Source organism: Aestuariivita sp., assembly GCF_049276915.1.
In the GTDB taxonomy this organism is placed as follows: domain Bacteria; phylum Pseudomonadota; class Alphaproteobacteria; order Rhodobacterales; family Rhodobacteraceae; genus Aestuariivita.
In genome coordinates, this window is record NZ_JBASXK010000036.1 from 24,167 (window position 1) to 46,688 (window position 22,522).

General features: G+C 62.2%; 28 protein-coding genes. 17 read left to right on the plus strand and 11 right to left on the minus strand.

Annotation, left to right across the window (positions count from 1 at the left end; translation table 11 throughout):
- From WAO69_RS03530 to WAO69_RS03550, 5 genes are all read left to right on the plus strand, one after another.
- Entirely contained in the window at positions 1 to 750 is a 750-nt protein-coding gene (locus WAO69_RS03530; RefSeq protein ID WP_422176668.1) for a F0F1 ATP synthase subunit A, read from the plus strand.
- 63 nt (positions 751 to 813) lie between these two features.
- Positions 814 to 1,050 carry a F0F1 ATP synthase subunit C gene (locus WAO69_RS03535; protein ID WP_050928673.1) on the plus strand — a complete coding sequence of 79 codons (237 nt, stop codon included), beginning with the start codon at positions 814 to 816 and terminating at the stop codon, positions 1,048 to 1,050.
- An 84-nt stretch (positions 1,051 to 1,134) separates the two neighbouring features.
- Positions 1,135 to 1,665 carry a F0F1 ATP synthase subunit B' gene (locus tag WAO69_RS03540; RefSeq protein WP_422176669.1) on the plus strand — a complete coding sequence of 177 codons (531 nt, stop codon included), beginning with the start codon at positions 1,135 to 1,137 and terminating at the stop codon, positions 1,663 to 1,665.
- 4 nt (positions 1,666 to 1,669) lie between these two features.
- Positions 1,670 to 2,230, plus strand: coding sequence for a F0F1 ATP synthase subunit B (locus WAO69_RS03545; RefSeq protein WP_422176670.1), 561 nt, complete (start codon positions 1,670 to 1,672; stop codon positions 2,228 to 2,230).
- Between the two features lie 163 nt (positions 2,231 to 2,393).
- Positions 2,394 to 2,783 (plus strand): DUF805 domain-containing protein, encoded by a 390-nt coding sequence (locus WAO69_RS03550; RefSeq protein ID WP_422176671.1) that lies wholly within the window; start codon positions 2,394 to 2,396, stop codon positions 2,781 to 2,783.
- Here the strand turns inward: WAO69_RS03550 and WAO69_RS03555 are convergent.
- Positions 2,780 to 3,547: a FadR/GntR family transcriptional regulator gene (locus tag WAO69_RS03555; RefSeq protein ID WP_422176672.1), complete on the minus strand. Its 768-nt coding sequence runs from the start codon at positions 3,545 to 3,547 to the stop codon at positions 2,780 to 2,782. The two genes, WAO69_RS03550 and WAO69_RS03555, sit on opposite strands and share 4 nt — an antisense overlap.
- 124 nt (positions 3,548 to 3,671) lie before the next feature.
- Between WAO69_RS03555 and WAO69_RS03560 the strand changes: the two genes are divergently transcribed.
- From WAO69_RS03560 to WAO69_RS03575, 4 genes are all read left to right on the plus strand, one after another.
- Entirely contained in the window at positions 3,672 to 4,061 is a 390-nt protein-coding gene (locus WAO69_RS03560; RefSeq protein ID WP_422176673.1) for a hypothetical protein, read from the plus strand.
- A 127-nt stretch (positions 4,062 to 4,188) separates the two neighbouring features.
- Complete coding sequence (gene smc, locus WAO69_RS03565) at positions 4,189 to 7,644, plus strand: chromosome segregation protein SMC (RefSeq protein WP_422176674.1); 3,456 nt, start codon at positions 4,189 to 4,191, stop codon at positions 7,642 to 7,644.
- A gap of 56 nt (positions 7,645 to 7,700) precedes the next feature.
- Positions 7,701 to 8,078, plus strand: a complete 378-nt coding sequence (locus tag WAO69_RS03570) for a hypothetical protein (protein WP_422176675.1) — start codon at positions 7,701 to 7,703, stop codon at positions 8,076 to 8,078.
- Positions 8,079 to 8,223: 145 nt separating this feature from the next.
- Positions 8,224 to 9,111 (plus strand): homocysteine S-methyltransferase family protein, encoded by an 888-nt coding sequence (locus tag WAO69_RS03575; RefSeq protein WP_422176676.1) that lies wholly within the window; start codon positions 8,224 to 8,226, stop codon positions 9,109 to 9,111.
- Positions 9,112 to 9,128: 17 nt separating this feature from the next.
- Here the strand turns inward: WAO69_RS03575 and WAO69_RS03580 are convergent, their stop codons facing one another.
- The 3 genes from WAO69_RS03580 to WAO69_RS03590 are packed head-to-tail and all read right to left on the minus strand — an operon-like array spanning position 9,129 to position 12,199.
- The gene (locus WAO69_RS03580) at positions 9,129 to 10,298 is read right to left on the minus strand and encodes a lytic murein transglycosylase (protein ID WP_422176677.1); all 1,170 of its coding nucleotides are present in this window, start codon (positions 10,296 to 10,298) and stop codon (positions 9,129 to 9,131) included.
- A 42-nt stretch (positions 10,299 to 10,340) separates the two neighbouring features.
- Positions 10,341 to 11,246 carry an adenosylcobinamide-phosphate synthase CbiB gene (gene cbiB / locus WAO69_RS03585; RefSeq protein WP_422176678.1) on the minus strand — a complete coding sequence of 302 codons (906 nt, stop codon included), beginning with the start codon at positions 11,244 to 11,246 and terminating at the stop codon, positions 10,341 to 10,343.
- Positions 11,243 to 12,199, minus strand: a complete 957-nt coding sequence (locus tag WAO69_RS03590) for a threonine-phosphate decarboxylase (protein WP_422176679.1) — start codon at positions 12,197 to 12,199, stop codon at positions 11,243 to 11,245. The genes cbiB and WAO69_RS03590 overlap by 4 nt, the downstream gene beginning before the upstream one ends.
- 174 nt (positions 12,200 to 12,373) lie before the next feature.
- On the opposite strand from WAO69_RS03590, the gene WAO69_RS03595 reads away from it, so the two are divergent.
- Positions 12,374 to 12,736, plus strand: a complete 363-nt coding sequence (locus WAO69_RS03595) for a response regulator transcription factor (RefSeq protein WP_422176680.1) — start codon at positions 12,374 to 12,376, stop codon at positions 12,734 to 12,736.
- Here WAO69_RS03595 and WAO69_RS03600 read toward each other — a convergent pair.
- Complete coding sequence (locus WAO69_RS03600) at positions 12,733 to 13,707, minus strand: glutathione S-transferase family protein (RefSeq protein ID WP_422176681.1); 975 nt, start codon at positions 13,705 to 13,707, stop codon at positions 12,733 to 12,735. The genes WAO69_RS03595 and WAO69_RS03600 overlap by 4 nt on opposite strands.
- Positions 13,708 to 13,894: 187 nt before the next feature.
- Here WAO69_RS03600 and WAO69_RS03605 point away from each other — a divergent pair, with 187 nt between their 5' ends.
- A complete protein-coding gene (locus WAO69_RS03605; protein ID WP_422176682.1) occupies positions 13,895 to 14,245 on the plus strand; it encodes a hypothetical protein in 351 nt (116 codons plus the stop codon).
- Positions 14,246 to 14,285: 40 nt separating this feature from the next.
- On the opposite strand, the gene WAO69_RS03610 is transcribed toward WAO69_RS03605, so the two are convergent.
- Positions 14,286 to 15,458: a MalY/PatB family protein gene (locus WAO69_RS03610; RefSeq protein ID WP_422176683.1), complete on the minus strand. Its 1,173-nt coding sequence runs from the start codon at positions 15,456 to 15,458 to the stop codon at positions 14,286 to 14,288.
- Positions 15,459 to 15,557: 99 nt separating this feature from the next.
- On the opposite strand from WAO69_RS03610, the gene def (WAO69_RS03615) reads away from it, so the two are divergent.
- From def (WAO69_RS03615) to WAO69_RS03635, 5 genes are read left to right on the plus strand one after another with little or no spacing between them, the layout of a single operon-like run.
- Entirely contained in the window at positions 15,558 to 16,076 is a 519-nt protein-coding gene (def, locus tag WAO69_RS03615; RefSeq protein WP_422176684.1) for a peptide deformylase, read from the plus strand.
- Positions 16,073 to 16,567, plus strand: a complete 495-nt coding sequence (def, locus tag WAO69_RS03620; protein WP_422176685.1) for a peptide deformylase — start codon at positions 16,073 to 16,075, stop codon at positions 16,565 to 16,567. The genes def (WAO69_RS03615) and def (WAO69_RS03620) overlap by 4 nt, the downstream gene beginning before the upstream one ends.
- Positions 16,564 to 17,061 carry a peptide deformylase gene (def, locus tag WAO69_RS03625; protein ID WP_422176686.1) on the plus strand — a complete coding sequence of 166 codons (498 nt, stop codon included), beginning with the start codon at positions 16,564 to 16,566 and terminating at the stop codon, positions 17,059 to 17,061. The genes def (WAO69_RS03620) and def (WAO69_RS03625) overlap by 4 nt, the downstream gene beginning before the upstream one ends.
- A 22-nt stretch (positions 17,062 to 17,083) precedes the next feature.
- A complete protein-coding gene (gene fmt / locus WAO69_RS03630) occupies positions 17,084 to 17,998 on the plus strand; it encodes a methionyl-tRNA formyltransferase (RefSeq protein ID WP_422176687.1) in 915 nt (304 codons plus the stop codon).
- 1 nt (position 17,999) lies between these two features.
- Positions 18,000 to 18,236 carry a hypothetical protein gene (locus tag WAO69_RS03635; protein ID WP_422176688.1) on the plus strand — a complete coding sequence of 79 codons (237 nt, stop codon included), beginning with the start codon at positions 18,000 to 18,002 and terminating at the stop codon, positions 18,234 to 18,236.
- A gap of 96 nt (positions 18,237 to 18,332) precedes the next feature.
- Here WAO69_RS03635 and rnhA read toward each other — a convergent pair whose 3' ends face one another.
- From rnhA to ispH, 4 genes are read right to left on the minus strand one after another with little or no spacing between them, the layout of a single operon-like run.
- Positions 18,333 to 18,800, minus strand: coding sequence for a ribonuclease HI (rnhA, locus tag WAO69_RS03640; protein ID WP_422176689.1), 468 nt, complete (start codon positions 18,798 to 18,800; stop codon positions 18,333 to 18,335).
- Positions 18,793 to 19,386 carry a class I SAM-dependent DNA methyltransferase gene (locus tag WAO69_RS03645; RefSeq protein WP_422176690.1) on the minus strand — a complete coding sequence of 198 codons (594 nt, stop codon included), beginning with the start codon at positions 19,384 to 19,386 and terminating at the stop codon, positions 18,793 to 18,795. The genes rnhA and WAO69_RS03645 overlap by 8 nt, the downstream gene beginning before the upstream one ends.
- Positions 19,383 to 19,832, minus strand: a complete 450-nt coding sequence (locus tag WAO69_RS03650) for a DUF3429 domain-containing protein (protein WP_422176691.1) — start codon at positions 19,830 to 19,832, stop codon at positions 19,383 to 19,385. Before WAO69_RS03650 ends, WAO69_RS03645 begins: the two co-directional genes overlap by 4 nt.
- A 9-nt stretch (positions 19,833 to 19,841) precedes the next feature.
- Positions 19,842 to 20,792: a 4-hydroxy-3-methylbut-2-enyl diphosphate reductase gene (gene ispH / locus WAO69_RS03655; RefSeq protein WP_422176692.1), complete on the minus strand. Its 951-nt coding sequence runs from the start codon at positions 20,790 to 20,792 to the stop codon at positions 19,842 to 19,844.
- A 208-nt stretch (positions 20,793 to 21,000) separates the two neighbouring features.
- Between ispH and WAO69_RS03660 the strand changes: the two genes are divergently transcribed.
- Positions 21,001 to 21,813 (plus strand): cobalamin B12-binding domain-containing protein, encoded by an 813-nt coding sequence (locus tag WAO69_RS03660; protein ID WP_422176693.1) that lies wholly within the window; start codon positions 21,001 to 21,003, stop codon positions 21,811 to 21,813.
- Here WAO69_RS03660 and WAO69_RS03665 read toward each other — a convergent pair.
- Complete coding sequence (locus tag WAO69_RS03665; RefSeq protein WP_422176694.1) at positions 21,810 to 22,379, minus strand: NYN domain-containing protein; 570 nt, start codon at positions 22,377 to 22,379, stop codon at positions 21,810 to 21,812. The two genes, WAO69_RS03660 and WAO69_RS03665, sit on opposite strands and share 4 nt — an antisense overlap.
- Between the last annotated feature and the right edge of the window lie 143 nt (positions 22,380 to 22,522).

A 22,522-nucleotide genomic window follows, 5' to 3' on the forward strand; every position in this document is an offset into this window, starting at 1 on the left:
GTGGCAACCGAAGCAGCAGGTGGCGGTCTTTCTTTTGACCCGATGAAGCAGTTTGAGGTTTCGGCGCTTTTTGGCGGCGATACGATCAGCTGGTACACGCCAACCAATGTCACGCTGTGGCTGTTCCTGTCGGTTCTGGCCGTGACGGCGCTGATGGTGCTGACCACCTCGAAGCGGGCCATCGTGCCATCGCGCGGTCAGTCCATTGCCGAGCTGGCCTATGGATTTGTCTACAAGATGGTCGAGGATGTGACCGGGAAAGACGGGATCAAGTATTTCCCGTATATCATGACGCTGTTCCTGTTCATCCTCTGCGCCAACTTCCTGGGCCTGATCCCGATGTCCTTCACCACGACGTCGCATATCGCGGTCACCGCGGTCATGGGCTTTGGCGTGTTCATCGCCGTGACGATCCTGGGCTTTGTCAAGAACGGCACAAGCTTTCTGAGCCTGTTTTGGGTGGCGAGCGCGCCTTTGGCGCTGCGCCCCGTTCTGGCGATCATCGAGCTGATCTCATATTTCGTGCGGCCTGTGAGCCATTCGATCCGTCTTGCCGGCAACATGATGGCCGGACACGCGGTTCTGAAAGTGTTCGCCGGCTTTGCGCAGGTCACGGCCATCGCGCCGGTCGCCATCTTCGGCGTCATCGCGATCTATGGTCTTGAGGTGCTGGTGTCGGCCATTCAGGCCTATGTCTTTACCATTCTGACCTGTGTGTACCTCAAGGACGCACTTCACCCGCATCACTAATGGTGGGTCAACAGACCCACGATACCGCTATATACATCATTCCATCGTAAGGAGACTAAGGACATGGAAGGCAATATCGCAGAACTCGGTCAATTCATCGGCGCAGGCCTCGCGGCAATCGGCTCGGGTGCCGCTGCTATCGGTGTGGGCCACGTGGCAGGTAACTTCCTGGCAGGCGCGCTGCGCAATCCGTCGGCAGCTGCCGGTCAGACCGCAACACTCTTCATCGGCATCGCATTCGCAGAAGCGCTGGGCATCTTCGCCTTCCTCGTCGCTCTGCTGCTGATGTTCGCCGTCTAAGACCCTTCGGAAGTCTCATCCTTACGGTCGGGCGGCGCGTCTCAGCGCCGTCCGATGTAATGGCCCCTTCCCAAGGAGGACGACATGGCTACCGAGACAACAAACGCCGTGGAAAAAGCTGCCGGACCCGGCATGCCACAGTTGGATTTCTCTACATTCCCCAACCAGATCTTCTGGCTGGTTCTGACGCTTGTTGCGATCTATCTGATCCTGTCGCGCGTTGCCCTGCCCCGGATCGGGGCGGTGTTGGCCGAGCGTCAGGGGACGATCACGAATGACATCGCCAAGGCGGAAGACCTGAAGCAACAGGCGGTCGAAGCCGAAGAGGCGTATAACCGCGCTCTGGCCGAGGCCCGCTCGGAGGCGCAACGCATTTCCGCAGAGGCACGGGCCGAAATCCAGGCTGATCTGGATGAGGCCATCGCCAAGGCGGATGCCGAGATCAGCGCACGTTCGGCTGAATCGGCAAAAGCGATTGCCGAGATCCGCGCCGGTGCGCTGGAAAGCGTGAGGGAAGTGGCGAAAGACACAGCCCTGGAAATCGTTGCGGCCATGGGTGGCAAGACAGATGCCAAAACCATCGCGGCTGCGGTCGATGCTCGGGTCAAGGGATAAGATCATGCGCAACACACTCGCCATCATCTTCTCGGCCGGCGTTGCAAGCCCTGCGCTTGCTGCATCCGGACCGTTCTTTTCGCTCGCCAATACCGATTTCGTGGTCCTGATCTCGTTCATCCTGTTCATTGGCGTGATCTTCTACTTCAAAGTGCCCGGAATGCTGAGCGCCATGCTGGACAAGCGCGCCGACGGCATCAAGTCCGAGCTGGACGAAGCGCGCGCGCTGCGTGAAGAGGCGCAGACATTGCTGGCCTCTTACGAGCGCAAGCAGAGAGAGATGCAGGAGCAGGCCGAGAAAATCGTTGCCGCTGCCCGTGAAGAGGCCGCAATGGCCGCGGAACAGGCCAAGGCTGATCTGCAGGCTTCCATCGCGCGCCGCATGGCGACTGCCGAGGATCAGATCGCTTCGGCGCAGGCATCGGCTGTGCGCGAAGTGCGCGATCAGGCGATCACCGTTGCCATCGCGACTGCGCGTGAAGTCATCGCCAAGGATATCTCGGCGGCTGCGGCCAATAAGCTGATCGACGATGCGATTGGCGAAGTGGATGCCAAGCTGCACTGAAACAGCCCCAGGGTTGATCCAGGAACAAAGCCCCGATGCCATGCCCGGCACCGGGGCTTTTTTCATCAAGGCGGGCTCAAACTTTGCACCGGCCTCTCCTATGTGGAGAGGCATCCGCGTGTCGGAGCCGGTGGCTGATGTCTGAGCGTGAGAGGTGAATCGAGTGAAACCCGCAGTCAAAACCGTTCTGTCGAAATATGCGATCTTTTCGGGCCGGGCCTCGCGGCCTGAATTCTGGCTCTGGATGCTGGCGCTGTTCCTGCTGCTGTGCGTCACGCAGCTGATTGACGGTCTGATAATCGCGCCGGTGATGGGGTTCGGGCTTTGGGCGGAGGAGGCGGGCAAGCCTTTGTCGGTGGTGGTTCTGCTTGCGTTGATCCTGCCCAATATCGCAGTGAGCGTGCGCAGGCTGCATGATACCAATCGGCGCGGCTGGTGGATGCTGATCAGCCTGGTCCCGGTGATCGGTGCCCTTGTCCTGATCTATTTCTATATCCAGCCCAGTGACGAGGGGCGCAATGGTTACGGCGATCCCGAGCCTTTCGAGTATTAGGTTCCCAGTTCCTGCTTGAGACGTTTGCGCGCGACCTTTTCGTTCTTCTCCATCCGCTGCTGTTCGCTGAGCGCCTGCACCACATAGTTCAGATGCGTGTCGATGGCGGCGCGGGCGGCGGCGGGGTCGCGGTTTTGCAGGGCGGTGTTGATGGCGCGGTGCTGATCCAGAAGGGCTTCGCGGGTGGTGCGCAATCTGAACATGACCTGACGGTTGTAAAACACACCTTCGCGCAACAGATCGAACATCGCGCGCATCATGTGCAGCATGACGACATTATGGCTCGCTTCGATGATGGCGGTGTGAAACTGCGCGTCCAGGGCCGCTTCGTCCTGCGGGTTTCTCTTGGCATGGGCCGTGACCATCTTGTCGAAGATCACCTGAATGACCTTGAGGTCGCTGTCCGAGGCCATGCGGGCTGCGCGCTCGGCGGCCAGTCCTTCCATGTCGCGGCGAAACGAGAGGTAGTCAAACACAGCCTCTTCATGGGTTGCAAAGAGCCGCGTGAGGGCGGGCGAGAAGGCCGAGCCGAGGACTTCGGCGACATAGACGCCCGAGCTGGCGCGGGTGGCCAGCAGGCCCTGCTCCTGAAGCTCGGCCAATGCGTCGCGCAGAGAGGGGCGCGAGACACCCAGCCGTTCGGCAAGCTCCCGCTCCGAGGGCAGGCGTTCGCCGGGCCGCAGGATGCCGCGCAGGATCAGGCCTTCGATCTGGCGAACGACGGAAGTCGAGAGTTTCTCGGATTGAACGGGTTCGAAGGGCATGTGGCCTCGCTGGTTTGGTCAAAATATATGACCAGATGGCCCCTGCTGCAATCGAAAGCACCGCGGGCATCGCAACGCTTTGTTAACCAACCTCGCGCAGGATGGCCGGATGCGGGGTTTCATCATGTCTCTGTCCGTCGCGCTGGCGGCGTGCAACACGCCCACCATGCCGTTTCGGGGCGCTGTGGCGCAGCGTATCAGCGTCGAGGGCTCGACCTTCGATGTGCGCCTGCGCGGCGACTTGGCCGAAGCGATCCGCATCAACATGCAGTATGCCCCCCGGCTGGGTCCGATCGAGGGCCGGGCGGCCACGGCCATGGCGCTGGTGAGCGGATGCCGTGTCACGCGGGTCACCGGCGATCAGGCGCTGATGTTGGGGCAGCTGGATTGCGGCGGGCGCAACGTCGATTATCAACCGCAACCGGGTTTGGCGCTTGAGTGCGAACGCATAGATGATCCGTTGCGGCTGGAGGGGGAGCCGCGGTTTGCCGATTATGATTGCATCGCGATTTAGGCGGGAAAAGCGTCAATATCTTGTGGATAACCGCCCAAGCGCTTCCATATGCAGCGGTTGAGGCGTTGACAGCATGGGGTTTGACCCGTCACGCTAGGCGTTCAACCGGAATCACGGAGTCCCATCGGTGCGGTTTTCCAAGCTCAGGCTCACAGGCTTCAAAAGCTTTGTCGATCCGACCGATCTGATCATATCGGATGGGCTGACCGGCGTGGTGGGCCCCAATGGCTGTGGCAAGTCCAATCTGCTGGAAGCGCTGCGGTGGGTCATGGGCGAAAACCGTCCCACCTCGATGCGCGGTGGCGGGATGGAGGACGTGATCTTTGCCGGGGCCTCGACGCGTCCGGCGCGCAATTTTGCCGAGGTCGCGCTGCAGATCGACAATAGCGACCGGCTGGCACCTGCTGGCTTTAACGACACGGATATGCTGGAAGTCGTGCGCCGGATCACGCGGGACGTGGGCAGTGCCTACAAGACCAATGGCAAGGATGTGCGCGCACGCGATGTACAGATGCTGTTCGCCGATGCCTCGACCGGGGCGCATTCGCCTGCACTTGTCGGGCAGGGGCGGATTTCCGAGCTGATCAACGCCAAACCCAAGGCGCGGCGGCGTATTCTGGAAGAGGCCGCCGGGATCAGCGGGCTTTATCAGCGCCGTCACGAGGCCGAGCTCAAGTTGAAAGGGGCCGAGAACAATCTGGCCCGGGTTGATGATGTCATCGAGCAACTGGCAAATCAGCTTCAGCAATTGGCGCGGCAGGCGCGGCAGGCGGCGCGCTATCGCGAGATCGGTGAAGAGCTGCGTGCTTCCGAGGGCATGTTGCTGTATCGGCGCTGGCGCGAGGCGGACGAGGCGCGCTCCAAGGCCGAGGATACCCTGCGCGGCCGCACAACCGAAGCATCGCAGGCCGAGACCGCCGCGCGCCAGGCGGGGGCGGCCCGGCTGAAATCCGACGAGGCACTTCCGCCGCTGCGCGAAGAAGAAGCGATTGCCGCTGCCGTGTTGCAGCGCCTTGTCGTGCAGCGTGACCGTCTGACGGACGAGGAAACCCGCGCGCGCGACATGATCGAGACCTTGCAGAGCCGGATTGAACAGCTGGCCCGGGATATCGACCGCGAGGGTGGCCTGAACCGCGATGCCGGCGAAACGATCGAGCGGCTGGAATGGGAAGCCCGCGAGCTGGCCAAGGCCTCGGAGGGGCATGACAAGCGCCTGGCGGATGCGGCCGAGGTGGCTCATGAGGCGGCGATCACCCTGCAGAACCGCGAAACCAGTCTGAGCCAGATCACCGAAGATGTGGCCCGGCTGGCGGCGCGTCACCAATCTGCACAGCGCTTGCTGGATGACAGCCGCAAGACCCTGGCCCGTTCCGAAGGCGAAGCGGAAAAGGCGCGGGCGGCGGTGGCTGCCGCCCAGGAGGCGTTGAACACATCCACCGCGGATCAGGAGCGCGCGCGCAAGGCCGAAGCCGAGGCGCAGGTGCTGGCCGAGCGCGCGGATGAAGCGCTGAATGCCGCAGATATCGCGCGCGGCGAGACACAGACCCGCGAAGCCGAGGCCCGCGCCCAGCGGTCGGAAGCCGAAGGCGAGATGGGGGCCCTGCGCGCCGAGGTGTCGGCGCTGGCCAAGCTGGTGCAGCGGGATGCCTCGGAAGATGGTCAGGTGCTGGACCAGCTGACGGTCACTCCGGGCTATGAAAAGGCCTTGGGTGCCGCGCTGGCGGATGATCTGCGCGCCCCTGTGGTCGATGAGGACGGGCCTTCGGGTTGGACCAGTTTGCCGCCCTATGCCCAGAACCAGCGCCTGCCCGATGGGGTGCAGCAGCTGGCGGCCTTCGTGACGGTGCCCAAGGCCCTGATCCGGCGGATCACCCAGATCGGGCTGGTGGACGGCGATGACGGGCCGCGCCTGCAGCCGCTGTTGCAGCCGGGCCAGCGGCTGGTGTCGATTGACGGCGATTTGTGGCGCTGGGACGGCTATCGTGCCTGGGCCGAGGATGCGCCCAGTGCCGCGGCCCTGCGGCTTGAGCAGCTGAACCGGCTGGAAGGGCTCAAGCAGGATATGGAGCGCGTCGGCGCACGGGCCGATGCGGCGCGTCTGGCGCATGAGGCTTTGACAAGGCGGCTGGCCGAGTTGACCGAAGTGGACCGCGCCGCGCGGCAGGCGCGTCGCGAGGCAGACACTCAGGTGGCCGATGCAGGCCGGGCGTTGAGCCGGGCCGAGGCGGATCGCAATCTGGCCGAGGGCCGGCTGGAAACCATGAACCTTGCGGTGACGCGCCACAAGGAAGACGCCACGGCGGCGCGGCTTCAGCTGCGCGAGGCGGAACAGGCTGCGGCGGGTCTGGGCAATCTGGATGAGGCGCGCGCCGAGGTCGAAGACATCAAGATCACCGTCGAAGCCGCGCGGATGACCATGATGGCCAAGCGATCGGCCCATGATGAGCTGCGCCGTGAAGGCGAAGCCCGCGTCGGTCGCGCGCAACAGGTCACCAAGGAGATCAGCGGCTGGAAGCACCGGTTGGAGACCGCAGAAAAGCGGATCGCCGAGCTGACGACGCGCAAGGAAACATCCGAGGCGGAACTGGCCGAGGCACGTGTGGCCCCCGAAGAGATCGCAGCCAAACGCGCGGCCCTTGCCGGAGAGATCACCCAGGCCGAGGCCCGCAAGGCGGATGCGGCCAACGCCTTGTCCGAGGGTGAAGCCGCGCAGCGCGCCGCGCTGCAGGCCGAGCGTGACGCCGAGCGCATGGCCTCGGAAGCGCGCGAAGCCCGCGCGCGTGCCGAAGCCCTGGCAGAGGCCGCCAAGGAGACCGTCGCGGCGGCGGCCGAGCGGATTGCGGATGATCAGCAACTTACGCCCAACCAGTTGCTGACCCGGCTGGACGTGAACCCCGATGAGATGCCCCATGCGGATCATCTGGAGGCCGAGGTGAACCGGCTGAAACGTCAGCGTGATGCTTTGGGTGCGGTGAACCTGCGGGCAGAGGAAGACGCCAAGGAGGTTCAGGAAGAACACGACACGCTGGTGCAGGAAAAGACCGACCTCGAAGAGGCGATCAAGACCCTGCGCAGCGGCATTTCCAGCCTGAACCGCGAAGGGCGCGAGCGTCTGCTGACCGCGTTCGAGCAGGTGAACAGCAATTTCTCGATGCTGTTCAAGCACCTCTTTGGCGGTGGAGAGGCCAATCTGGTCATGGTCGAAAGCGACGATCCGCTGGATGCGGGGCTTGAGATCATGTGTCAGCCGCCGGGCAAGAAACTGTCGACGCTGAGCCTGTTGTCCGGGGGCGAGCAGACGTTGACGGCGCTGGCCCTGATCTTTGGGGTGTTCCTGGCCAACCCGGCACCGATCTGTGTGCTGGACGAGGTCGACGCGCCTTTGGACGATGCCAATGTCACGCGGTTCTGCGACTTGCTGGACGAGATGTGCCGGCAGACCGAAACCCGTTTCCTGATCATCACGCATCACGCGGTCACGATGAGCCGGATGGATCGCCTGTTTGGCGTGACAATGGCCGAACAGGGTGTGTCGCAGCTGGTGTCGGTCGATCTCAAGAAGGCCGAAGCTCTGGTGGCCTGAGGGCCGCTCCGCGAAATGTGATCCGCGCCGTTTGACAGATGGTCTAGGCTGGTCGGATGAAAAGCTTGAAACTCTGGCCGGTCCTGGCCGTTTTGGCCAGCAGCGCCGCGGCACAGGAGTTCAACCTGCGCACCTCGGATGTGGTTCTGGATGCATCGGCTCTGGCGCTGATCGCGGATGGCGGATCCCTGACTTACTTCGACGATGGCGTTTCGCTGTTTTCCGCGGGCGGGGCTTATTCCTATACCTATGCCAATGGCGGCGGGACCGCGTTCGGTCGGTTCCGGGTCGAGGAGGGCGGGCGCATCTGCATCGAGTACCGCAACGGGTTTGAACGCTGCGACATGTATGTGCGCAATGGCGGGCGGCTGGTGTTGTTGACGGCGCGTGGCGAACGCTATCCGGTCAAATCCGAGGCGGGCATTCTGCCCTGAGCCAAGTCCTGCGCCGCGTAGTCTTGACCCGGCAGGGAGCTGATCCTTACGTTCAAGCTGTGTTGGGTGTTGAGCTGTCTTGATGCGTGAAGGCGCTGCCAGACCACATGCGGACATGGCCATGATGCCCAAAGGAGTCTTGAGAATGGCGCGCTATGAGACATTGCTGACCCGCCTGCAGGGGGCAGAGACCATTCTGATTGATGGCGGAACCGGGACCGAGGTTGAAAGGCGCGGTGTTCCACAACTGGAAAACGCGTGGAACGGTGGCGGTACGCTGTCCCATCCCGTCATCGTGCGCAGCATCCACGAGGATTACATTCGCCATGGCGCACAGATCGTCATTTCAAACACATTCGCCACATCCCGCCACACGCTGAGAGACGCAGGTGTCGATCATCTGTTCGAAGAGTACAATCGCCGGGGCGTGGAACTGGCTTGCGAGGCCCGCGACAGGATGCACAGTCCAGAGGTTCTGATTGCAGGTGGAATTTCGTACTGGTCCTTTACCGAAAACCATCCTCCCCTTGAGGTGCTTGCCGAGGGGGTCATGGCCCAGTCAGCCATCATGGCGCGCGCAGGGGCGGACCTTTTGATGCTGGAAATGATGGTCGATATTGACCGCATGCTGGTGACATTGAAAGCCGCGCAGACCAGTGGTTTGCCGGTCTGGGTCGGCTTCAGCTGTGAGCCCGATGACAGCGGCCGGATGTGCCTTTACAACGGCGAACCCTTGTCGGATGCGCTTGCGTCTCTGGAGGGGCACAACGTACCCGTGGTCAATATCATGCATACGGATGTCAAATATGTCGATGCCTGCCTTGATGTCACCGATGAACACTGGCCCGGCATCGTTGGCGTCTATGCGCATTCCGGCGAATTCATCGATCCCCAATGGAACTTCGAGGGCACCATCGCGCCGCAGGACTATGCAGCGCTCACCAGTCGGTGGCTGGCACGAAACGTGCAGGTGATCGGGGGATGCTGTGGCATCAGGCCCGACCACATGGCAGCGGTTCGCGCGGCCATGTGAGCGGTCGGGCTTCGGGCTCAGAGACCGTTCAGGAGCGCGCGCGTGGGCCAGGCATCCACGGGAAGTCCCAGGCGGGCCTGTTCCAGACGAACGGCCGCGCGTGTTCCCGCGCCCAGAATGCCGTCGATCCCGCCCACATCGTGACCGCGTTCCTGCAGCTTGCGCTGCAGCGCTTTCATCTGATCGGGGTCAAGGCCGGGTTCGGGAGTGCCTGCATCATAGACCGGTGCGCCTTCGAGACGGGTTGCGAAGTAAGCGGCGGTCAGCACATAGGTAAAGCTCTGGTTCCATTCGAAATAGACGCGGAAATTCGGATAGGTCAGGAAGGCGGGACCCTTGTGGCCCTGCGGGATGATCACCGATGCCGGCAGGTCGGGGCGGGCAAACTGACCGGACCGGGGAGTGACGCCCAGGGCAGCCCAGTCCCGGGCCGGTTTCTGGGTCTGCAGGCCGGTCAGGCTCCAGTCCATGTCGGCGGGCAGGCTGATTTCTTCCAGCCAGGGCTCTCCGGCGCGCCAGCCGAGATGTTGCAGCATTTTGCCGCCTGACATCAGCGCGTCCTGCGCCGAGGTTTTCAGATAGACATGGCCGTCGCCATCGCCATCCACGCCGTTTTCAAGAATGTCCTGTGGCAGCATCTGCACCATGCCGATTTCACCGGCCCATGCGCCGGTGGTGCGCACCGGGTCGAAATCTCCGGCCTCATAGAGTTTGAGCGCGGCAAAGATCTGTGGGCGGAACAGGTCCGGGCGGCGGCAGTCATGGCTGAGCGTGACCAGCGCGTTGAGCGTGTTGAAATCGCCCTGGAACGCGCCGTAGTCCGTCTCGAAGGCCCAGAATGCCAGCAGCACGCCGCGTGACACGCCGAATTGCTGTTCGATGCGCTCGAAGGTCGAGGCATAGGTCCGCGCGTTCTGCCGACCCCGGTCAATGCGGCTTTGCGAAATCAGGCGGCGGGAGAAATCGACGAAAGGGCGCTGGAACACGCCTTGCGCCCGGTCGGCGCGGATCACGGCCTCATCCAGACGCGCCTGGGCAAAGAACGCATTGACGGTTGCCGCCGCGTGGCCGCGTGCGATGGCTTCTTCCTTGAGGCCCGAGACGAAGGTTCCGAAAGCGCCGCCACAGGCCGCGTGGAGGGGTGTTGCAAGCATGAAGAAAGCTGTGAGAGATGCAAAAACGCGCATGATAAATCCTGACAAACCAATTTCGCGCACAGTAAGCGCTGGTCAGAAAATCGCAATCACTACGCACAGAGCCAGCATCAGCCCCCAGGCGCGCCAGAGCGTCCTTGTTGCCGCGTCGATGGATTCGGGGCCGATGTCATGCGCGCCGTCTTCATGGACAAAGGGCAGGTTGTGGCGTTCTCCATCATAGATGCGCGGGCCGGACAGGGCGACGTCGAGGACGCGCGCCATGGCGGCTTCGGGCCAACCAGCATTGGGCGAGCGATGCAGCCCGGCATCATCGCGGATGGCGCCCCACCCGCTCAGCAGCCGCGAAGACAGCGCGATCAGAAGCGCGGTCAGGCGGGCCGGGATCCAGTTCATGACGTCATCCAGACGTGCGGCGGCCCAGCCGAACTCTTCGTATTTTTCGGTGCGATAGCCGATCATGCTGTCGGCGGTGTTGACGGCCTTATAGGCCAGAATGCCGGGCAGGCCGGCGATCAGGAACCAGAAGGCCGGCGCGATGACGCCGTCCGAGAGGTTCTCGGCGGCGCTTTCGATGGCGGCGCGCGAGATGTCGCCTTGATCCATCTGGGCCGTGTCCCGGCTGACGATACGGGCGACCATCATGCGCCCGTCGGCAACTGACAGGCGCAGGGCATCGGCCACGGCCTGAACATGCTGAACAAGCGAGCGCTGCGCCAGCAATATGGCCGCAACGATCATCTCGACCAGAGGGCCGAAGAGCGACAGGACAAGGCCCAGAACGATGGCACCCGCGAGCAGAAGCGCGACCGTTGTGATCCCGCCCTTGCGCTTGTCGGTGCCCTGATTGAAGCGGGTGTCGCACCAGCTGACCGCGCGCCCCATCAGAACCGCCGGATGCGTCAGGCGCGACCAGAGCCAGTTCGGCTCTCCCAGCGCGGCATCCAGCACGAGGGCGGCTGACAGGATCGCGGCGCTCACAGGGCGGTTTCCAGTTTTGCCCAGTGATCCGATGACGGCAGGCCAAGGCGGATCAGGGTGCGGGAATAGGGAAAGATGCGCGTCCAGACATGCGCCCGCGCCAGCCGGTCTTGCCAGAGTGCGGCATCCTCCACCTGGTAGAGACCAAAGAGATCGGTACCGCCCCGGATCTCTGCCCCGGCCCCGGTCATGGCCCGGTCCAGTCGCGTGCGCGCCTCGGCCAGCGCCAGACGGGTCTTGGCGGCCCAGTCGCTGTCGCACAGGGCCTGCGTGCCGATGCGAAGGGCCGGACCCGAGACGGACCAAGGCCCGAGCATATCGCGCAGCGGTGCGATGGTGGCGGGGTGGGCGATGGCAAAGCCAAGGCGCAGACCGGCAAGGCCCCAGAATTTCCCAAAGCTTTTCAGGATGACGACGCCGGGGCGGGTGGCCTCGGCGATCAGGCTTTTGTCCGGCATCACGTCGCAGAAGCTTTCATCGATGATCGTGAGGGGGGCCGAGACATCATCCGCGCAAAACAGCCTCCCGTCGGGATTGTTGGGATGCACCAGCACGCGCGCATCCGCCTTGCCGGTGTCCGTGACCGACCAACCGGCAGCGGCAAAGGCGGCGGCATGTTCGTTATAGGTGGGCGGTGTGATCCTGACCCTGCCGATTGCGGCAAGACCGGGCAGGCGTGCGATCAGCGCCGATGCTCCGGGTGCGGGCAGAATGCTGGCGGCCTGCGGCACCTGCCAGAATGACCGCGCCGCATCCGCAAGGCCCGATTGGGCGGCTGCGTCCGGCAGGTCGGTCCAGTCGCTGGGCGCCAGCGTCGAGAGGGGGTAGGGCGTCGGGTTTATGCCGGTTGACAGATCCAGCCAGTCCCTGCGCGAACCGCCATATTGCGTGATGGCCGCATCCAGATTGCCACCGTGATCACGCTGGGCGCTAGAGGGGGCGGATTGAGGCATAAAGGTTCCCTTGGGTAAGCCCGGTGGCGGGCGAGTTTCCGCCGGTTTTGCTTGGAAAACACCGCGATGTTAAGCCCTCTCGTGAGCCGTTAAGGATTTGTTAATCATTTCCCAACAAACCGTTAAGACGGGAGCACATCGTGGATGTGAGCAAAGCCCTCCCAGGAAGCAAACATGAATGTTCTGATCGTACAAAGCCAGCTCGAACTGGGTCAGTTGTGGCAGCGCCATCTACAGCGACAGGGCGGTGATGTTGACCTTGTCTCAAGCCAGGAAGGCGCGATTCTTGCGCTCTATGACAAGGCGTTCGATATCATTGTTCTGGATCTGGTGCTGCCGGGTGGCAGCGCCTTGGCGGTGGCGGATTTCGCCAGTTATCGCCAGCCGGACGCACGGGTGATCTTCGTCACCAACACGACGTTCTTTTCCGACGGTTCGATCTTTGCCCACAGCCCCAATGCCTGCGCATTCCTGCAATCCTCGACGCCACCCGAGGATCTGGCGGCCATGGTCGAGTATTATGCCGCCGCTTCTTAACCGCGCCCGTGGGGTTCGGTGTAGTCGAGCACGGGATTGATCGGGATGATACGGTAGGGATTAATCGAGTCGTGGCTGTAATGGTAATGGCGCACGATGTGAGCCATGTTCACCGTTTCGGCAACGCCCGGCCATTGGTAAAGCTCGCGCGTGTAGGCCCAGAGATTGGGGTAGTCGATGATCCGGCGGCGGTTGCATTTGAAATGCAGGTGATAGACCGGATCGAACCGGATCAGCGTGGTGAACAGGCGCCAGTCGGCTTCGGTGATCCGCGTGCCCATCAGGTATCGGTTGCCTGACAGACGGGCCTCGAGCCAGTCCAGAGTGTCGAACAATTCGCGCACCGCCTCGTCATAGGCCTCTTGCGTGGTTGCAAAACCGGATTTGTAGACCCCGTTGTTGACCTGCGAATAGACCCGCTCGTTCACCTCTTCGATGGCATCGCGCATGTCCTGGGGCCAATAGTCATCGGTGTTGCCCGTGATGTCGTCAAAGGCGCTGTTGAGCATCCGGATGATCTCGGAGCTTTCGTTGGACACCATCGTGTTCTGGTCTTTGTCCCAGAGGATCGGCACGGTCACGCGCCCGGAGTATTCCGGATCCGCGCGGGTATAGATCTGATGGGCAAAGTCAGCGCCAAACAGAGCATCCCCCAAGGCACCATGATCATCCGTCTGGAAGGTCCAGCCTTTGGTCAGCATGTCCGGGTGCACGGAAGATACGGTGATGTGATCTTCGAGACCTTTGAGTTTGCGAAAGATCAGCGTGCGATGTGCCCAGGGGCAGGCATAGGAGACATAGAGGTGATAGCGCCCGCTTTGTGCGGCGAAACCGTCGCGCCCGGATGGGCCTGCGCTGCCATCGGGGGTGATCCAGTTGCGGAACTGCGAAGCCGAGCGCACGAATTTGCCGCCCGTGGATGTGGTATCGTACCATTCGTCATGCCAGACCCCGTCAACAAGCAGTCCCATATCGCCATTCCTTCTTCTGGTGTTGCCTTAACATAAGCGCTTCGTGCCGAAGACCCAGCCTGAAGGTCCGCGCAACCACCCTGCGTCAGTGCACAATTTGCAACACCGTGTGCTGGTGCTGATGCGTGTCATTTGAAATTTAAGGGAATCAGCGCAGAGTGTATCCTGAGCTTGGATGGAGCCGCCCATGACGACTTTTCTGCCCAAAGAGGTCCAGCAGGACCTTGATACCGCGCGTATTGCCGCGCTGAGAAAGACGTCGCGCTTGCGTGTCGACTCGGATGCGATGACGTTTCCCGTGCTGCGTATGTGGCAAGGTGGCTTCGCGGTCGAGGCCGCGCTGGCCCCGTCCTTGCGTGGTCATGTCGACCTTTATGACGGCGCGCGCCATCTGGCGCAGTGTCTGATCATTGCCTCTGAGGAAGAGGCGGGTGAGATGCGCTATGAGTTCAAGTGGTCCACCGAAGCACATGAGACAGCGCCTCTGGATTTCTACCGCGCGCCTGATGCGCCGGTGGCCTTGCTTGGCAAGGGATAGCTGCCCTGCCGGGTGCCGGGTCTGATCGAAAGCGCGTGGCTTACTGCAGATCGGCGAATGCCTGTGACAGCCGTTCGACAGCGTCCTGAACGCGCGCGCGCGGCGTGGCGATGTTGAAACGCAGAAAGCTGTCTCCGCCCTTGCCGAATGTGGGGCCGTGGTTCACGGCGATCCTTGCGCCCTGTTGGACGCGGCCTGTGAAATCGGCCATGTCCATTCCCGTGCCCGAGAAATCGACCCAGGCAAGATAGGTGGACTCCAGCGCCATGGAGCTGAGACCGGGGATGGCATTCACGCCCGCGTCAAAGAGTTTGCGGTTCCCGTCGAGATAGGCCACCAGCTCGTCCACCCAGGCGGCACCTTCGGGCGAATATGCGGCGGTTGCCATGAACAGACCAAACGAGTTGGGCGAGAGGCCAAATGCCGCCATGCGCGCGCCGAACCTGCTGCGCAACTCAGGGTCTTCGATGATCACATTGCCCGAATGCGCGCCTGCGATGTTGAAGGTCTTGGTGGTGGCCGTCATCATCACCAGCCGGTCAGTGATCGAGGCATCCACCGTTGCCATCGGTATATGGGTATGGCCTGGCATCACCAGATCATGGTGGATCTCATCCGAGACCAAGATCAGGTCGTGACGTTTGGCGAAATCGGCGATCTGCTGCAATTCGGCCCGCGTCCAGACGCGCCCGCCGGGATTATGCGGCGAACACAGGATCATCATGGTTTCATGGCCCTGCATCTGTGCATCCCAGGCCGCGATATCCAGCTCGTAGTGGCCCGAGTCGTTGATCATCTCGCATTCCACGACCGCGCGCCCTGCTGCACGGATCACCTTGGCGAATGCGTGATAGACAGGGGTCATCAGCACGATGCCATCGCCGGGTTTCGAGAAGGCATCGATACACATCGCCGTGCCGTTGACCAGGCCATGGGTGGTGAAAATCCAGGACGGATCCACGCTCCAGCCGTGACGCTCTGACATCCACCACCGGATCGAGGCCAGATAGGCGCTGTCATCTCCGAAATAGCCATAGATGCCATGATCGATCAGCGCATTCAGAGCGTTCTGAATGACCTCGGGCGGGCGGAAATCCATATCCGCCACCCACATGGCGATACCGTCACCGGCCGGCACACCATAGAGTTTCTCCATCATGTCCCACTTTATGCAGTGACTGCCGCGGCGGTCGATGATGTCGTCAAAACTCATGGCTGATCTCCGGAATGTTGCTGATTGGCAAGCTAACCTGCTGGGGCGCAGGTGCAAGAGGCGTTGCGATGTGATCCAAGACCGCCTAAATCGTGGCGCATGAAACGCTCGATCCTTTTGCACCCCGACCCAAGGCTGAAAAAGCTGTGCCCGGCTGTCGACGATCTGTCCGACAGCCTGCGCCAGCTGGCCGATGATATGCTGGAAACCATGTATGCCGCGCCCGGTATCGGGTTGGCGGCCCCTCAGGTCGGTGAGATGAACCGTCTGATCGTGCTGGATTGCGTCAAGCCGGACGAGGCCGCGCCCAGACCGCTGATCATGTTCAACCCCGAGATCGTCGCCTCCTCGGACGAGACGAATGTCTATGAAGAGGGGTGTCTGTCCATTCCGGAACATTATGCCGATGTGACCCGCCCGAAGGAGGTCGAGGTTGCCTGGCTGGACCGGGATGGCAAGGCGCAACAAGAGGTGTTTGACGGGCTTTGGGCGACCTGCGTGCAGCATGAGATCGACCATCTGGATGGCAAGCTGTTCATCGATTACCTCAAGCCTCTCAGGCGTCAGCTGATCACGCGCAAGATGCAAAAGCTCAAGCGCGAGCGGGCGCGCCCATGAGCCTGCGCGAGATCGTGACATGGCCGGATGCGCGGCTGAGCACGCGGTGCGACCCCGTCGATGAGATCACCGCAGAGATCAGGGCGCAGGCCGAAGACATGCTTGAGACCATGTATGCCGCACCGGGGCGCGGGCTGGCCGCGCCTCAGATCGGCGTGCTGAACCGGATGTTCGTGACGGATGTCTCGTGGAAAGAGGGACGGCCTGATCCGCAGGTGTACATCAACCCCGAGATCCTGCAGGCAAGCGAAACATTGGTGGACGGCGATGAGGGCTGCCTGTCGATCCCGGGCGTGACGACGCGGATCACGCGCCCCGACAGCGTGCATCTGGTCTGGACCTCGCTTGAGGGTGCGCGGATCAGCCAGGTGTTCACGGGGTTCGCCGCCGCCTGTGTTCAGCATGAACTGGATCACCTCAACGGGATCGTGACGCTGGATCGGCTGTCGGCCGAAGACCGCGCGCGGGCCGAAGCGGAGTATGCCGCATGAACGTGCGTGTCTGCCTGAGCTGGCCCGACAAGCGTTTGCGCACGCCCGCGGCCCCTGTCGATGAGATCACGGATGAGATCCGCGCGATCTGGGCGGACATGATCGACACGATGGAGGCCATGCCCGGTGTCGGGCTGGCCGCGCCCCAGATCGGTGTGATGCTGCGTCTGGCGGTTGTGGATGGCTCGGATGAGCGGGGGCGCGCGGTGCGATTGGCCAATCCGGTGATCCTTCAGGCGTCAACCGAGCTGCGCGAACATGACGAGGCCTCGCCCAACCTGCCGGGCGTGTCGGCCAGGTTCAAGCGGCCGCAGCGGGTGACGGTGCAGTATCTGGATGAGCATGGCGCGATCACCCAGCGCGAGTTCTCGGATCTCGAGTCCACCAGTGTGCAACATCAGATCGATCACCTGAATGGCCGGATGTATTTCGACAACCTCTCGAAGATGAAACGCGGCATGCTGTTGCGCAAGGCGCGCAAGGTCCAGCTGTGACACGGGTCTTGGTGGCGCGCGCATGAGAGTCGTCTTCATGGGAACCCCGGAGTTTTCCGTTCCGGTACTGGAGGCGCTGGTCTCGGCGGGTCACGAGATCGCCTGCGTCTATTGCCAGCCGCCCCGGCCCGCAGGGCGTGGCAAAAAGGATCGCCCCACGCCGGTGCATGCCCGCGCCCTGACGCTGGGCCTCGAGGTCCGCCACCCGATCTCGCTGAAAACGGCGCAAGCGCAGGCGGAATTCGCGGATCTCAAGGCAGATGTGGCGGTTGTCGTGGCCTATGGCCTGATCCTGCCACAGGCGGTGCTGGACGCGCCGCGCCACGGTTGTCTGAATATTCATGCGAGCCTTTTGCCGCGCTGGCGCGGCGCTGCACCCATCCACCGCGCGATCATGGCGGGCGATACCCGGACCGGGGTGTGCATCATGCAGATGGAGGCCGGTCTGGATACCGGTCCGGTCCTGATGCGGCGCGCGACGGAAATCTTGCCCGAAGAAACCACCTCTGCGTTGCACGACCGTCTGTCGGTGATGGGCGCGGAACTGATCGTGGAGGTGCTTGCCAAGCTGGATCAGCTGGAGCCCGAGGCACAGCCCGTCGAGGGCGTGAGCTATGCCCACAAGATCGACAAGGCCGAGGCCTGCGTGGACTGGAGCTTGCCCGCCGAGCACGTGGATCGCCTGATCCGCGGGCTGTCGCCCTTTCCCGGGGCCTGGACCTTGCATGACGGTGAGCGGCTGAAGCTGCTGGCCAGCCGGGTCAGCGAGGGGTCGGGGGATGCCGGGCAGGTTCTGGATGGCGCGTTGAGGGTTGCCTGCGGCACTGGTGCGATCGAGCTTTTGCGCTTGCAGCGCGCCGGGAAGGGCGCGCAGGATACCGAAGTCTTCTTGCGCGGGCACCCGATCCCGCCGGGCGCTGTGTTGAGAGGAACGTGAGATGTTTTTGACCTTGATGGGTACCGTGGTGATTGCCGGGATCATTGGCTATGCGTCCGAAAAAACCGGTTGGACGCGCAATGGGTATGTGCAGTCCATCATCATCTGCGTCGGTGGGGCATTCCTGTTCTACTTTGTGCGCATCATGTTCGGCTTCGGGTTTTCGAGCGCGGGGATGAACGCCATCGTCTCGTCCATCGGCGCGCTGATCATCGTGCCGTTTCACTGGCGCAGGTGACAGTTCTTCCGAGGCTTTGGTCGTGCCCCGGGCCGACGGTGGTGTTTGGGTATTTGCGACCAGAAAGATGCAAGGCAGCAAGTGCAGGCCGAGGGTTCAGCCGGCGGCACCCTTTGATTTGAACGGGGACATGCCGGCGCGCGCCAGTTCGTCGGCGCGTTCGTTTTCGGGATGGCCTGCGTGGCCTTTCACCCATTTCCAGGTGACATCATGGCGGGCCTGCGCGTCGTCCAGGCGCTGCCAGAGTTCGACATTCTTGACCGGCTTTCTTGCCGCGGTTTTCCAGCCATTGCGTTTCCAGCCATGAATCCAGCCCGTCACACCGTTCTTCACATAGGCGCTGTCGGTAATGATGGTGATCCTGGAGGGCCGTTCGAGTGTTTCCAGCGCATGGATCGCGGCCAGAAGTTCCATCCGGTTGTTGGTCGTCTCGGCTTCGCCGCCCTGCAACTCGCGTTCCTTGAGAATGGTTGCGCCATCCATCGCGCGCATCAATACGCCCCAGCCACCGGGGCCGGGATTGCCGGAGCAGGCCCCGTCGGTATAGGCGAACAGATCAGGCATGGGCGCGGATCGAGATCCAGTCGTCCCGGTCACCCGACAGCCCCGGATCATTGCCATAGGCGCGCTCGGTGATGGTGAAACCGGCCTCGCTCAGCAGGGTGTCCAGCTCGTCTTCGCTGTAATAGGCATAGAACCGGCCCAGCCGGTCGCGTTTCTCGCCGGTGCCCAGTTTCATCGCGATATGGAACTGACCTTTGGGTTTCAGCGCCCGGTAGAGACGGGCGAGATGGCCGGGCAGGTCTGCCTTGGTGGCATGCAGAAGGCTGAAATTCGCCCAGATGCCGTCAAAGGCCTGAAGCTCTGTTATGTCCTCAAAACGCGCCAGTCGCGCGCTGACACCGGGGTGTTGCGCGGCAAGCAGAACCATTTCCGGGGTCGCATCGACCGCCTGGACCCTGAGGTCGGCTTTGGCCATGACCGCCGCCGAGGCCCCCGGCCCGCAGCCCAGGTCAAGGACCGATCCCCGTGCAGGGAGTGCTGCGATGAACCCGGCCAGGCGCGGATCGGCGGCGTTTGCCTCGTTGGTCAGGCGGGCATATTCATCTGCGCGCGCGCTATAGGCGGCGCGGGTTTCTGCATCGCTCATAGCAGCACTCCGACTGACAGGCAGGCAATCACGATGGCGCTGAGCAGGATGCGCAGACGCATCCACCATTGAGGGGTCAGCCCCCATGAGAAGAACGCGTAATCCAGGATCAGCAGGCCCAGGAAGCCGAAGATCAGGTTTGTGCCGGCACTGACCGGACCGCCACCCGTCATGAAGAAGGCCCAGAGCGCCGGGATCACCGAGAGCACATAGCCGGTGGCGGCCTGCGCGCCGTTGGCCCTGGTGGCAAAGCCCCAGAGCACGCCGGACATGAAGCTGAGAATGACCGATCCGTAAAACAGCTGGACATAGGGGCCGACAAATCGCGCGCCCAGCGTCGCGTTGCCCCAATCGGCCAGGGGGGCGATCAGATAGGTGGCCGCGCCCCAAAGGAAGGGGATCAGCCCGGCGAGGCCCAGGATCAGCGGTGCGGCGGGGATGCGCATCCTGCTGGCTCAGGCAGATTCGCGCAGTACGCGGGGAACCTTGAACTCGACATTCTCGATGGCGGTTTCCACGGTCCGGGTGGTGACATTATAGCGGTCGTGAAAGGCGTCGATCACTTCGTTCACCAGCGTTTCCGGGGCCGAGGCTCCGGCGGTTATGCCGATGCTGGTGATGCCCTCCAGGGCGCGCCAGTCGATATCGGTGGCGCGCTGTACCAGCTGTGCATAGCTGCAGCCGGCCTTGGTGCCAACCTCGACCAGGCGGCGTGAATTCGACGAGTTCGGCGCGCCGACCACCAGCATGGCATCTGCCAGAGGTGCCAGTGCCTTGACGGCTTCCTGGCGGTTTGTCGTGGCATAGCAGATGTCTTCCTTGTGCGGGCCGACGATCGCCGGGAAGCGGGCCTGCAAGGCTGCCACGATATCGGCCGTGTCATCCACGCTGAGCGTGGTCTGCGTCACGAAGGCCAGCTGTTCGGGATCACGGACCGTGACATGGGCGACGTCCTGAACGGTTTCGACCAGCAAGACTTCACCTTCGGGCAATTGGCCCATTGTGCCCACGGTCTCGGGGTGGCCTTCATGGCCGATCATGATCATCTGCAGGCCGTTGTCGTGATGGCGCTGGGCTTCGATATGCACCTTTGAGACCAGCGGGCAGGTGGCATCCACATAGATCATCTTGCGGGCGGCGGCGGCTGCCGGGACGGCTTTGGGCACGCCATGGGCCGAGAAGATCACCGGTCGGTCGTCGGGGCATTGGTCCAGTTCCTCGACGAAGACCGCGCCTTTGTCGCGCAGATTGTCGACGACATATTTGTTGTGCACGATCTCGTGACGCACAAAGACCGGAGCGCCCCATTTCTCAAGCGCCATTTCGACGATCTTGATGGCACGGTCGACGCCGGCACAAAAGCCGCGTGGTGCAGCAAGATAGAGGGTCAGGGGCGGCTTCGTCATCTTTGTCTCCTTGGCCCAAGAGGTAAGGGGTTCATGCACGATCGTCCAGACCGCATGACGCTTTGCTGGCAGTGCGGTTGGGCTGTACCTGCCCATGGGGCGTCATGCCGCTGTCTGGATTTGTGGATTTTGTGCATCCATGATGCATGATCATTCTTCTGAGGGGTGGATGATTCCGTCTGCTGTTCGCCAGAAGCAGGAAGGCCAGATGCTCGAGGACCGACAAAACACCGTGCCGAAAGCGCCAGAAGATACACTGGAAACGCTGCGTTCGGTCATGTCCATGTCTACGATCGAACGGCTTGCCAAAGAGGTGATCGAACGGCTTCGTTCGCGCGACAAGCCCGAATGGTCGGCACCCAAGGAAGATATTCGCATATTGTGCGAGGCGCTCTGTTCGCGCCAACAGAACGAAGCCAATCAGATGATAGATGAGTTGCATCAGGCCGGTGTGTCGATGGAGCGGATCTATCACGGGTATCTGGCGGTTGCCGCACGCCATCTGGGAGCGCAGTGGGAAACCAGCGAAATGACCTTTGAAGAGGTCAGTGTTGCGATGGCGCGGATCTATATGATCCTTGATGATCTGCGCCGCAGATTCCCGCCGGCTTTTGCCACCGAAACACCCCGACTTGCCTTCGCTGCGGTCCCGGGTGAGCAGCACACCCTGGGTGTGGAAATGGCGGCTGACATGTTCCGCCGGTCCGGGTGGGAAGTGACCCATCTGGTGTACATGACCCATGATGAGATCGTGGAAGCGGCGCAGGACGTGGATATTGTCCTGTTGGGCCTCTCGGCATCCGGCAGGCGCCAGCGCGCCGCGCTTCTCAAGCTTGTGGTTGCCTTGCGGGTGGTGCGACCGGACCTCAAGATTATCCTGAGCGGTGAAATCACCAATAGAGAACCGGATCTGATCGCCCAGATCGGAATCGACGCGATCGTGCGCGATGTCCCCTCGGCTCTGGCAGCGGTGGAAGATCTGCTGAAGGATCTGCGGACATTTCCGCAGGCAGGAAACTAGTTGTTTGCCACGACAACATCCTGCACGACCGGCACCTCGCGCGGGGGGCGTCCGATCACGTCGCGCAGATCATCAAGCTCGATAAAGTTCTCGGCCTGGCGGCGCAGGTCATCCGAGATCATTGGTGGCTGGCTGCGAATCGTGGACACAACCGAGACACGCACACCCTGACGCTGGAGGCTTTCCACCAGCGAGCGGAAATCACCATCTCCGGAAAACAGCACGATGTGGTCCACACGCGGGGCAAGTTCCATGGCATCAACGGTCAGCTCGATATCCATGTTGCCCTTGACCTTACGCCGACCCATGCTGTCGGTGTATTCGCGGGCGGGCTTTGTGACCATTGTAAAGCCATTGTACTGCAACCAGTCCACCAATGGCCGGATCGGTGAGTATTCGTCGTTTTCCAGCAACGCAGTATAGTAGAACGCCCGCACCAACCTGCCACGTCGCATGAACTCCTGACGTAGCAGCTTGTAGTCGATGTCAAATCCCAATGCTTTGGCGGCGGCATAAAGGTTCGATCCATCGATGAACAGCGCAAGCCGTTCGTCTTTGTAAAACATCAAATACATCCTTCCAAGAGATATGCCCATAAGTTGGTGACGGCCTTCATCAGGCGGCGTTTTGAAGTTGCTTGATCCCGTCCTTGAACTCAACCCCCTGAATGACCTCGGGCAGACGGTTTGGCCCGGAGATCTTCCGCCAC